Origin of the sequence: Priestia endophytica DSM 13796 (genome assembly GCF_900115845.1) — a bacterium.
Taxonomy (GTDB): Bacteria; Bacillota; Bacilli; order Bacillales; family Bacillaceae_H; genus Bacillus_I; species Bacillus_I endophytica.
The window spans coordinates 180,613-192,860 of the sequence record NZ_FOXX01000007.1 but is presented as its reverse complement, the minus strand read 5'-3'; the positions used below and the strand labels follow the sequence as shown (position 1 = coordinate 192,860).

At 35.8% G+C, this 12,248-nt stretch carries 12 protein-coding genes; 5 read left to right on the top strand and 7 right to left on the bottom strand.

The annotated features are described in order from the left end of the window. The first annotated feature begins 251 nt into the window (after positions 1–251). Positions 252–1,007, top strand: a complete 756-nt coding sequence (gene prpE / locus BM012_RS14755) for a bis(5'-nucleosyl)-tetraphosphatase PrpE (RefSeq protein ID WP_061803315.1) — start codon at positions 252–254, stop codon at positions 1,005–1,007. A gap of 16 nt (positions 1,008–1,023) precedes the next feature. Here the strand turns inward: prpE and BM012_RS14750 are convergent, their stop codons facing one another. The 4 genes from BM012_RS14750 to BM012_RS14735 form a co-directional block, all read right to left on the bottom strand. Then, positions 1,024–1,923 (bottom strand): RluA family pseudouridine synthase, encoded by a 900-nt coding sequence (locus BM012_RS14750; protein ID WP_061803314.1) that lies wholly within the window; start codon positions 1,921–1,923, stop codon positions 1,024–1,026. Positions 1,924–2,046: 123 nt separating this feature from the next. Next, a complete protein-coding gene (locus BM012_RS14745) occupies positions 2,047–2,841 on the bottom strand; it encodes an NAD kinase (RefSeq protein ID WP_019393815.1) in 795 nt (264 codons plus the stop codon). Between the two features lie 22 nt (positions 2,842–2,863). Then, on the bottom strand, positions 2,864–3,487 hold the full coding sequence (locus BM012_RS14740; RefSeq protein ID WP_061803313.1) for a GTP diphosphokinase: 624 nt from the start codon (positions 3,485–3,487) through the stop codon (positions 2,864–2,866). 44 nt (positions 3,488–3,531) lie between these two features. Then, on the bottom strand, positions 3,532–3,912 hold the full coding sequence (locus BM012_RS14735) for a UPF0738 family protein (protein ID WP_061803312.1): 381 nt from the start codon (positions 3,910–3,912) through the stop codon (positions 3,532–3,534). 227 nt (positions 3,913–4,139) lie between these two features. On the opposite strand from BM012_RS14735, the gene BM012_RS14730 reads away from it, so the two are divergent. The 4 genes from BM012_RS14730 to BM012_RS14715 all read left to right on the top strand — a co-directional run bounded on the left by BM012_RS14730 (position 4,140) and on the right by BM012_RS14715 (position 6,887). Further along, complete coding sequence (locus BM012_RS14730; protein ID WP_061803813.1) at positions 4,140–4,736, top strand: CYTH domain-containing protein; 597 nt, start codon at positions 4,140–4,142, stop codon at positions 4,734–4,736. After that, complete coding sequence (locus BM012_RS14725) at positions 4,729–5,361, top strand: lytic transglycosylase domain-containing protein (RefSeq protein ID WP_061803311.1); 633 nt, start codon at positions 4,729–4,731, stop codon at positions 5,359–5,361. Before BM012_RS14730 ends, BM012_RS14725 begins: the two co-directional genes overlap by 8 nt. Before the next feature lie 246 nt (positions 5,362–5,607). Further along, on the top strand, positions 5,608–6,009 hold the full coding sequence (locus BM012_RS14720) for a globin domain-containing protein (RefSeq protein WP_061803310.1): 402 nt from the start codon (positions 5,608–5,610) through the stop codon (positions 6,007–6,009). Further along, on the top strand, positions 6,006–6,887 hold the full coding sequence (locus tag BM012_RS14715) for a ClpXP adapter SpxH family protein (RefSeq protein WP_061803309.1): 882 nt from the start codon (positions 6,006–6,008) through the stop codon (positions 6,885–6,887). The genes BM012_RS14720 and BM012_RS14715 overlap by 4 nt, the downstream gene beginning before the upstream one ends. Positions 6,888–7,383: 496 nt before the next feature. Here BM012_RS14715 and pepF read toward each other — a convergent pair whose 3' ends face one another. The 3 genes from pepF to cls all read right to left on the bottom strand — a co-directional run bounded on the left by pepF (position 7,384) and on the right by cls (position 12,147). Next, positions 7,384–9,195, bottom strand: a complete 1,812-nt coding sequence (gene pepF, locus BM012_RS14710) for an oligoendopeptidase F (protein ID WP_061803308.1) — start codon at positions 9,193–9,195, stop codon at positions 7,384–7,386. Between the two features lie 154 nt (positions 9,196–9,349). Continuing rightward, positions 9,350–10,537, bottom strand: a complete 1,188-nt coding sequence (locus tag BM012_RS14705) for a competence protein CoiA (protein ID WP_061803307.1) — start codon at positions 10,535–10,537, stop codon at positions 9,350–9,352. Between the two features lie 104 nt (positions 10,538–10,641). Then, complete coding sequence (cls, locus tag BM012_RS14700; RefSeq protein WP_061803306.1) at positions 10,642–12,147, bottom strand: cardiolipin synthase; 1,506 nt, start codon at positions 12,145–12,147, stop codon at positions 10,642–10,644. Positions 12,148–12,248 lie beyond the last annotated feature (101 nt).

Here is a 12,248-nt window from a genome sequence, read left to right as displayed (position 1 = left end):
CTCCATGAAGTTGTTCATCTATAGAAGCTAGACAATACATGTATTCCGATAAAATCAATGTACCCTCTTTTGTTTTAGTTTTTATCCTTTAATATTAGAGTAGAAAAAAAACGGATAGGACATGATAAAATGTGTTGAAAAAGTTCTAGAAACTTCGAACGTTTCCTCTAGAATTACTACATATCGAAGAGAAATATAGAAGAAAACCCTCTAAAATTCAACTACGGATAAACTTAAAAAGGAATGATAACATGGTTAAACAATCTGCGCAAGGATTTGATGTAATCGGTGATATTCATGGCTGCTATGATGAATTTGTCCTTCTAACAAAAGAACTTGGTTACCAGTGGAATACCGATATCCCTCTCCATCCAGAAGGAAGGAAACTCGTATTTTTAGGTGATTTAACAGATCGAGGAAAAAATTCCTTAGCTGTTATAGATACCGTTTCAAAACTCGTTAGCAAAAAGGCCGCTTTCTATTGTCCTGGTAACCATTGCAACAAACTTTATCGGTTCTTTAAAGGAAATAAAGTACAAATCACCCACGGCCTTGAAACAACTGTTGCTGAATATAGATCTCTCTCAAAAGACAAGCAGTCGCTTGTTCGTGAACAGTTCATGAAACTGTATGAAAAAGCTCCTCTTTATCTTGTGCTTAATAAAGGAAAATTAGTTGTTGCACATGCTGGCATCCGGGAAAAAGATATTGGAAAACATAGTCATCATGTAAAGACCTTCGTTCTTTATGGAGACATCACAGGGGAAGTACATCCAAACGGCTCCCCAGTTCGTCGAGATTGGGCTCAGCACTATGAAGGGAAAGCAACTATTGTCTATGGGCATACACCTGTTAAAAACGTCCGAAAAGTGAATAATACATATAACATTGATACTGGAGTAGTGTTTGGAGGAGCTCTCACAGCTTTCCGATACCCTCAATATGAAACGATTTCTATTCCCTCCTCAATGCCATATGTTGAAGAGAAATTCTCTACTTTCTCCTAAAAAAAGAGAGCTTGCTTTACTGTGCAAGCTCTCTTTGACATTTCAACATATCTTCTGGTAGTTCTCCTACAAATGATAAATATTGACCTGTAAACGGATGTTTAAATTCCATTTTACAGCAGTGAAGCGCTTGACGGTTCATTCTCCCTTGCTTACCTCCGTATAAATCATCTCCAAGTAAAGGGTGCCCGATATAGCTCATATGCACGCGAATTTGATGCGTCCTTCCCGTTTCTAAAGAAAGCTCAACAATAGCTGCATCTTTGAAGCGTTCAAGCACTTTGTAATGAGTTACAGCATGCTGGCCATTCTCTACAACTTCTCTCTTAATAATGCTATCATCTGCTCTGCCAATTGAAGCAGATACTGTTCCTTCTTCTGTAGGCACACCATGAACAAATGCTTGATAAAAGCGATGGATTTTATGACTTTGCTGCGCTTTTGAAAATAAGTAATGACTATATCTATGCTTTGCCACAACAAGAAGTCCTGATGTATCTTTATCAAGTCGATTAACAAAGTGTAGCGTTGCATGAATATCGTTCTGCACGTAATAGTACAAAAGCGCATTACTCAACGTACCTGATTGATGTTCCCGTGAAGGAATTGTCGCAATACCCGCTCTTTTATTAACAATGAGAAAATGCTCATCTTCATATAGAATATCCAAGGGCATTTTCTCCGCTTTAATGTTCTCACTTCGTTTTTCAAGTGGAAAAGCTACCTCTAAAACGTCACCTTCTTTTAATATATATCGTACTGTTTCATCTTGATTATTAACCTTAATAAATCCACCTTGAAATTTAATTGCTGTAAGCGATGCTTTTGAGATGGAATGATCCTTTAAAAAGTCTCTCGTTATTGTTCCATCATAGCGCGCTGAAATTTCCCAAGAAAGGGTAAACCTTTTTTCCATTATCTCTACCCCTTTATTTAATATAGACCAAAAACTTTTTATCACTTATTTAAAAAAGAAAACGCAACTCGTGCTTTATATAAACTATACAAAAAAGGCAGCTTTTTATAAAGCTGCCTCCTTTTATTCTGTAACAAATGAATCTCGTACTCTTTGCCAAAACGGAAATGTACGAAAGCGCGCAAAGCGAATTTTCTCTTGAGCCACACGACATTGGATAGACTTTACTTCTTTATGAAGCAACGTCAGGTGATCAATTGTAATTTGAAAATCCACGTCATTCACAGGTTTGAACATTCCTGTATGATGAGCTGGCAAAACGAGCGGTGAACCAATTGTTCTGAATACGCGATTATTGATAGAAGCCATCTCTGCAACTTGGATAGCTTGAAGAGATGGATGAAGAATAGCTCCTCCCAATGCTTTATTATAAGCAGTACTTCCAGAAGGAGTCGAAATACAGAGACCATCCCCTCGAAACGTTTCAAAGAGCTGCCCTTTAATTTCAACGTCTACAACTAAAGAACCTTCAACGCTTTTTATTGTGCACTCGTTTAAAGCAAGATAGCGCGATTCTTTCCCTCCACCTAAATAGCGAATAATGACTTCAACAAGGGGATATTCCACAATTTGAAACGGAGTTTTAGCGATTGCAATAACGAGCTTTTCAATCTCTTTCGGTCTCCAATCCGCATAGAAGCCTAAATGTCCTGTATGAACTCCAACAAAAGCTGTTTTATCTAAACGATGCTGATAACGGTGAAAAGCATAGAGAAGTGTTCCATCTCCTCCAACTGAGATAACAATATCTGGATGTGTTTCATCATACTCTAAATTAAAATCAAGCAAATATGTACGCATTTTTTGTGCGAGCGTATTCGATGTTTCATCACCTTTTGACGTTACTACAAATTTCAATTGTGGCTCCCTCCATTGATTGCTATTTTTCTTTCTTTCGTGAAAACATAACTTGGGCTTCTTGGATTTCTTCCCTTATTTTAGACATCTCTTCGTCAAGTTGAAAAGCTGCTTCTGAAGCGCGTTGTAAACGCTCTTTAATTTCTTTTGGAAAGTTGCCGCTATATTTGTAGTTCAACGAATGTTCAATTGTTGCCCAAAAATTCATCGCAAGCGTTCTAATCTGAATTTCGACGAGAATTTTTTTCTCGCCTTCGATCGTTTGAACAGGATAGCGTAATACAACATGGTAAGAACGATAGCCGCTTTCCTTCTTCTCTGTAATATAGTTTCTTTCTTCTACAACTTCAAAATCGTTTCGTTCTTTTAAAATTTCTACAACAGAGGGAATGTCATCGACAAACTGACACATCATACGTAGCCCCGCGATATCCTGCATTTCTTCTTCTAAACGATCTAGCGGAATCCCTTTTCTTGCTGCTTTATCAAGGACACTCGGAATCGGCTTCACCCGACCTGTTACAAATTCAATCGGAGAATGAGTTGATTTCAACTCATACTGAGATCTCATTCCTTTTAATTTTACTTTTAATTCTTCAACCGCTTGTTTATAAGGAGCTAAAAATAAATCCCAATGTTTTAACATACTGATTTACACCACCAATTTTGTTCAAGAAAATATGTGCTCTTTTAAGCTTTATTTAAAAATATTTTTTCAACAGAACCCATAAATTCTTCTCCATAGTTAGAGTTTCCTTCGATGTTTTCTACAAGGTCTTCTAATTCTGTGAAAATATTTTCAAGTTGTACTTCATGTTCGCCTACAAGAGCTACAACATTGGCGTTATTTTCTTTCGCTTCCTTAATGTTATTCCAGTATGACTCCGTAATACTAACATAAACAAACGCTTCGTTTACATCTATAATATAAATGAAAGATAAATTATCAGAATCCACAATCATTTGACCTGTATCTTCTATTGTTTCGATGTTTTGATTTAACGCTTCTGTTTTAATATATAGGCGTCCCTCTTTCCATTCCGTACCATTTACTTCGATTCTGTTTGACATAGCAGTAAATCTCCCTTCAACAATAAATGAGCATATTATGTATATTTAGACTAAAATCTCTGAATTACCCGCCTTCATTTTACCATATTAAAGCTAAAATTCGTAGAGAAGTCATGCTAGTAAAGAAAGGTACTTAATAAAGAAAAAAAAGAGACAATTGAGTTTACTTTTAAAACATGGAATAATAGAAAAGATATTATTTTTTTTACAAGGAAAGGAAATATATGATGAAACAAGAAATTGAGATTGAATTTAAAAATTTATTAACTTCTACTGAATTTCACAAGCTTATGGATGCTTTTCATATAGACAACAGTCAGTTTAAAGAACAAACAAACTATTATTTTGATACTCCAAATTTTGATATTAAAGAAAAACGAGCTGCTCTTCGGATACGATCTAAAAATGATCGCTATGTTTTGACACTTAAACAGCCAAGTAAAGTTGGTCTTCTTGAAACGCATGAAACGCTGACAAAGGAGGAAACAACTCGTTTATTAAAAGGAGAATGCCCTCTTCCTTCTTCAATGGAAAAACAAATCAAAACACTTGGTATTGAAGTAAGAAAGGTTAACTTATTTGGCAGTCTTACAACAAAAAGAGCGGAGGTTCCTTATAGGGACGGACTGCTTGTTTTAGATCATAGTACATACCTTAATCATGAAGATTTTGAACTCGAATATGAAGTAAAAAATGAGGAAAGTGGAAAAAAAGCATTCCTAGAGCTTCTCAACCGTTTTCATATTCCGATACGAGAAACGAACAATAAAATCCAGCGTTTTTTCAACTTAAAATATAAGCAACTAGGAGAGCATGATGAATGATATTCAATCTTATTTAGCACTTCTGCAGCTTCAGGCTTTTCAAACGATGACATCTAATAAACTACCCGCAAATGAATCATCTTTAAACTCTCTATTTTCATCGATCCTTAGTGATGTATTGCTGACATCCGCTTCATCATCTGAAGCGGAAAAAAGTTCATCTCGCACTGCCTTTTTGCAGAATCAGCTTACACTTTCCTCTCCTCCAAGTGTGATGAGCCCATCTGTACAAGCGTCAGAAAAAAGCGATACGCCATTTATGGACCTTATTCATAAAGCGAGCGAAGAATTTGGAGTAGATGCTAAACTCATCAAAGCCGTCATTACGCAAGAATCTAATTTTAAAAAAGATGCTAAGAGCGGCGTAGGAGCATTAGGTCTTATGCAGCTTATGCCAGCTACAGCACAACGTCTAGGTGTACTAAATCCTTTAAACCCTCTTGAAAACATAAGAGGAGGCACAAAATATTTGAAAAAGATGCTTGAGAAATACGATGGAGATGTCTCCCTTGCTCTTGCTGCCTATAATGCAGGACCTGGAAATGTAGACAAATATGGAGGAATTCCTCCTTTTACTGAAACAAAAGAATATGTGAAAAAAGTAATGGGTTATTATCAAGTATAAAGGCTTCCTGTCTAAGACAGGAGCTTTTTTTTGCATGATGCTTATAGGCGGATAGTTTGAGTTAAAGAGAGACGACTGCTACAATATAACAAAGTAAACCGTTGTTTCTGACTGTTATTGCTATAGTAGAATCATTAAGTTTTTGGCAATATATTAACGAAAGCGGATATAACCTAAACAAAGCTATTTTGAATTTATTCACAATTTTATGTTTGAATAGAGATTTTTTATAAAGGAGTTATGACAATGGAAAAAAGAGATATGACGCCTTATGAAGCTATCGGGGGTGAACACATGATTTCTGACCTTGTAGAAGCTTTTTATAAGAGAGTAGGAAATCATCCAGACTTAGCTCCAATTTTTCCAGACGATTTAACTGAAACAGCTCGAAAACAAAAACAGTTTTTAACACAGTATTTAGGAGGGCCTTCCGATTACACAAACGAACATGGACATCCAATGTTAAGGGCTCGACATTTGCCTTTTGAAATCACGCCAGCGCGAGCAAAGGCTTGGCTCTCCTGTATGAGTGACGCAATGGATGAAGTAGAACTTGATGGTATGTTGCGAACCCAAATTTTTCATCGGCTCACGCTCACTGCCCAGCACATGGTGAATACTCCAGATGAAGAAGGCGTATTACCTTGAACAATAAACAATGTGAAAAAAGAAAGGCGTTCTCTTTACAACACCTTTGCAGAGGATCAAACAAAAAGCCGGTCGAAGTCTACTTTTTTGTTGATCCACTTTGTCCAGAATGTTGGGCACTTGAGCCGATTGTTAAAAAACTTCAAATTGAATACGGAGAGTATTTTAGTCTTAAACATGTTTTATCTGCTCAGTTAACGAGTCTGAATACGTTAAAAAAAGCAAAGCCTGAAAAAATGGCGCAAGTTTGGGAAAAAACAGGAAGTCGCTCTGGAATGTCCTGTGATGGAAGCTTGTGGCTAGAGAATCCAATCTCTACTCCACACGCAGCTTCAATTGCTATTAAATCAGCATGGCTTCAAGGAAAACAGCATGGCATTCGTTTTTTAAGAGCAATGCAGGAAACGCTTTTTCTTGAAAAACAAAATGTTACAGACCCAGATGTACTGCTTGACCTTGCCGCACAAGTAGGACTTGATGTCGAAGAATTTAAAAAAGACTTATTCAGTGAAAGCTCTGCAAAAGCTTTCCAATGTGATGCAAAGATTATGTATGAAATGGACGTTGATCAAAGTCCAACACTTGTTTTCTTTAACGAGAATATTGAGGATGAAGGAATTAAAGTTTCTGGATACTATGATTATGAATTATTTAAAAACATTTTATTTGAAATGTTAAAAGAAGTGCCAGATCCTTCGCCACTGCCACCGCTTGAAATCTTTTTAGAATATTATACATTTGTGGCAACAAAAGAAGTTGCAGTTGTTTATGATTTATCAATCGAACAAGCTGAAAAAGTACTTAAAAAATTTCAGCTTCAACAGCGTGTTGAAAAAGTCCCTGTCAAACATGGAACATTTTGGCGCTATATTATTTAATCATCTAAAACAGTCCTTATATCTTTTTTAAACAAAAGAAAGACCCAGCAAATTTGCTGGGTCTTTCTCGTTGTCATTAAGACAACAAGGGGATGGGAGAAATTTTTCACGGTCAAACAAAGGGGTATATGTTTGTGATTAATTTCACATCTATAATATAACAAACGTTATCTAGTGCTGACAAGTACTTTGTATTTCATTTCACATTTTTGTCAAACTTTTTAATACGGATGTTATGATTTCTTTTTCATATATATAGAAGCAAAAGTACAGAAAGGAGAAAAATATGAAAAAACTTTATCCACTTTTGCTTTTTTTCACGGCCTTTTGTTCGTTCCTGTTCTATGGTCTTTCTTTATTAAACCTTGTTTCTTTACTTATTGCTGCTCCACTTTTTTTCCTTGTTATTTTAGCTTTCTTCTCCTATCTTAATAACCGGAAGCGCTTTTCGGGATTCAAATAGAAAAAGGCAGGAAATAAGCTCCTGCCTTTCTTCTTATTGATTTAGAAGTTTTTCCATTTCATCAAGTTTTTCTTCAAATACTTTTAAAGCTTCTTCAATTGGTTTTGCACTTGTCATATCTACGCCTGCTTTTTTCAATACGTTAATTGGATAATCAGAGCTTCCAGCCTTTAAGAACTCTAGATAGCGTTCAACAGCTGGCTCTCCTTCTTCTAATATCTGTTTACTTAAAGCTGTTGCAGCACTAAAACCTGTCGCATATTGATAAACGTAGTAATTATAGTAAAAATGAGGAATACGTGCCCATTCTAAACTAATGTCTTCATCAATAACCATATCTTCCCCAAAATACTTCTTATTCAAATCATAGTATGTTTTAGAAAGAAGTTCAGGTGTTAACGGTTCACCATTTTGCGCCTTCACATGAATATCATGCTCAAATTCTGCGAACATTGTTTGACGGAATACAGTTGCACGGAATCCTTCTAAATAGTGGTTTAACACATACTGTTTTTGTTTTTCATCTTCTAAATTCTCTAATAAGTACTCATTTAAAAGTGCTTCATTTGTTGTTGAGGCAACTTCTGCTACGAAGATGGAGTAATCTCCATAAGGATATGGTTGCGTTTTTCTTGTATAGTAACTATGCACAGAATGGCCAAATTCGTGTGCTAAAGTAAATAAATTGTTCACATTGTCTTGCCAGTTCATGAGTACATAAGGGTTTGTTCCATATGAACCAGAAGAATAGGCTCCACTGCGTTTTCCTTTGTTTTCATGCACATCAACCCAACGATTGTTAAATCCTTCTTCAAGTACGCTTTTATACTCTTCTCCAAGAGGTTCAAGGCCTTTTAATGTATATTCTTTTGCTTCTTCATATGTTACTTTCATGTTGACGTCTTTGACAAGCGGAGTATACAAATCATACATATGAAGCTCGTCAACGTTTAACACTTTTTTACGAAGCTTTGTATAGCGATGAAGAAGCGGAAGATGCTTATTAATTGTCGTTACTAAATTATCGTATACTTCTTCCGGTATATTATTTGCACTAAGAGCTGCTTGACGAGCTGACTCATAATGACGAACAAGCGCATTGAAATTATCACGTTTTACTGTCCCAGATAGCGTGCTTGCAAACGTATTTTTAAATTTCCCGTATGTATCATACATTGCTGAAAATGCTTCTTTTCGAACACGACGATCTTCACTTTCTAAAAATCTTGTATAGCGGCCATGTGTTACTTCTACTTCGTTTCCTTCTTCATCTTTAATCGTTGGAAACTCTAGATCCGCATTATTCAGCATTCCAAATGTTGTGCTTGAAGCCCCTAAAACGTCTCCTGCTTTAGCTAGTAATGCTTCTTCTTCAGCGGATAAAACATGTGGACGCTGTCTTGTTATTTCTTCTAAAGCATGTTTATAAAGACGCAATGCTTCATTCTCTTCTAAAAAAGAAGAAATTTTCTCTTCTTCAATAGCTAAAATTTCGGGTGTCATAAATGACAAGGCACTTGCTACTTGCGTGTATAAATTTTGTATTCTGTCATTTAATCCTTGATAAAAACTGTTTGTTGTATCTTGATCGTAGCGCATATGTGCATATGCGTACAGTTTCTCTACTCTTAGTGTTACATCATCTTGTGTTTTTAAAGCATTATATAGGTTCTCTGATGACTCTCCTAATTTACCCGCATAAGCTGTAACAGATGGGATAAGTTCTTTTACTTCATCAAATTCTTTTTCCCATTCTTTATCTGTTGCAAAAATATCTTCTAGTCTCCACGTATCCTTCTCAGGAATTTCGCTGCGTGCTGGTAGTTTTTTAGTTTGTTCTGTCATCATTTTCCCTCCATATCTTAATTGTTCAAAGTTAGTTGTTAAAAAATTTACTACTTCTTTATAAATTCTTTGTTTATTCTATGCTTCCCTGCTTTTTTTCAAACATAGGGATGTTTTTCCTATCCTTTTATCGTATCGTTTTCTTTCTATGCTGTCATCCTTTTTGCTGTTTGAGTTGGAGTTTATTCATAATTTGATAGTCCCCATCAATTGGATGCTTGTGTATAGGCATTGTTGTCCACACTCTGTTGATTAAAAAGCGATTGGATTCTATTTCAGTAATAAATCCAACAGTAATAAGCAACCTTAAATATTCTTTCAAAGCGTCTTCAAAGCTTCCTTTTGTTACCATTGGAAGTTCTCTTAATTTTACATGTCGATTTTGTATCCTTCTTTTAAACTGCTTGAGAATGGTTTCATAGTGGATGATACTATTTCTTTTTTGAGGTAGAAAATGATCAAGTAATATATAAAGTTGCCACACACAAGAATGGCTCTCAATGAAATAGCCGTTTTTCACAGGCAGACCGGCTTCACTAGGAAAATGAGAAGGAGGAATATGATGAGTATAGAGAAGCTTTAAAAGAGGGGTGTACGGATTTCTAGGATATAAGGCGTATTTCATTCTCCATCCTCCTTTTTTAATAACCCAAGGTACGAAGAAAGAAGCTTTTGAGTAACGAAGGTGAAAAAGAGAATGGAGAGATAAGGAGGCTGTGCTGTAGTAAGAAACAGTAGCAAATACAGATGTCGGGGAGAAAGCTATAATATCGCTAACGATAGTAAAACGGGAAAAATTCGGACAATAATAGAGGAGATAGGGAGATAAATGAGAGACGGGATATTGAAGGAACTTCCATTCATTATACGATATCTTCAGACTTCCTTTTGCACTTCTTCTAAAACGTTCAGCACTTAAGATCCAAAGAGGCGTAATATTTAAACGGGAATAGCCTTTATTGCGCTTTCGAAATGCTTCAAGTGAAAGAGCTGAACATTGAAATTCAATAGCTATATGAGAATCAGGTAAAAAAAGATCAGGGCGCTGCGATATAGAAGGCAAATATTCTTCCATCTTTACTTTTGTTTGTTTTTCGAGCCATCTGTAGAGGCCTTTTTTCCCCTCTAAATGATAAGGTGTTTCCCTTTCATATTCGAAGGCACATGAGGACTTCGGTTCGTGAGCAAAGTGAGCAATGTTTTTTATCCCTACTTTCAATATGAGCTTTCCTTTACAAATTGGACAGTAAAATTTTGTTTCCTTTAGCGTTTGATAATAATCAGACGAATAGCGTTCTAACAAAGCAATCTTTTGACCTGTTTCAGTTTGAGCAACAAGCAAAATTCAAAAACCTCCCCTTCTTAGTTTTTCAGAGTACGAGTCATAATTCGACAACGTTTTCTAAAATCCTTTTTCCCATAAAAAAAGTTCTCAATAAGAGAACTTTATAAAAGAGGAGATAAAAGTCTACACGCTGATTCTATAAGACGAATGGCTAAAGGCCTTTGAGCAAACTGCTTACTTTCTAGATGATTCGCATCCTCAAAATCTTCTAAAAAAGCATACACAAGTTTCTGGGTGCTTCCCGTTTTATAAAGAAAAGCATTAACTTCGAAATTCAGATGAAAGCTCCTCATATCCATATTAGCTGTACCAATGGAAGCTATTTCATGATCTACGATAATAATTTTGCTGTGTAAAAAACCTTTCTCATATTCATATATTTTTACTCCTGCTCCCATCAACTCAGGAAAGTAAGATCGGGAAGCATAAAAAACAATCTTTTTATCAGGCCGTTTCGGAGTTAAAATTCGCACATCAACACCGCTCAAAGAAGCGACTTTTAAAGCAGTCACAATATCTTCATCAGGAATAAAATAAGGAGATGCAATCCAAACAGACTCTCTTGCTGTCGTAATCATAGAGAAAAAAAGATGCTTAATCACTTGAAATTCCCTATCAGGACCTCCAGCAATAATTTGGACGCCACCGTCTTTTTTTACATCAGGAAGCGTTGAAAAAAGATACATAGAGTTCAGCAAATCCTCTCCTGTCATGTAATACCAGTCCTGTAAAAAGGTTAGCTGAAGAGAACGAACACCTTCTCCTCTTATTTTCAAATGGGTGTCACGCCAAAATCCAAAATGCCTGCTATGTCCAAGATACTCCTCTCCAATATTCAATCCACCAACAAAACCAATAGAGCCGTCTACAATAATTAACTTACGATGGTTTCTAAAATTCACTTTGCTTGTTAGCAACGGGAAAGTAACAGGCAGAAAAGGAACCATTTCTACTCCTGCCTTTACAAGCTCTTTTATATACTTTTTTTTCAGTTTAAAACTTCCTACTGCATCATATAAAAAACGAACTTTCACACCTTGCAAAGCTTTTTCAATGAGAATTTCTTTAATCTGATTTCCTAACTTATCACTTCTTACAATATAATATTCTAAATGAATGTGATGTCTTGCACTATACAAAACGTTCATAATGGCAGCAAACGTTTCTGTTCCATTTGTTAATGTCTCTGTTTCGGTTTTGAAAGAAATTGGGCTTTTCCCAACATTATGAGCAAGATGGAACAATCGTTTTTCGTGCTGATTAAACGGATGTTGAACATCTTTAAATAGTTCTCCCTCTTGTTCTTTGAGGACTTTTTCATCTAATTTCCCTTTCTTCTCGAAAAGTCTTCGTTTCCGAACGTTGCGTCCAAAAAATATATAAAAAATGAAGCCAAAAAGCGGAAAACTTCCAAGAACAACGAGCCATGTAAGCGTCTGGTTAGGATGGCGATTTTCTAAAGAAATAAGGATGCTAATGAAGATAACGCTTATTGTCATAAGAATGCTCAAGATGCCAAGCAGTGTACTGTTCCATAAATGTTCAGTTAATAGAACGAAGGAGACGGTAACAACAACAAATAAAATAAGCTTAATTCCGTTCTTCAACAAATATGCACCTATTTCATTTTATATTGTGAAAAAACAGAAAGCCGTTACCACAATAAGGCAACGACTCATTCTCCACATATTATATATATCGCACAACC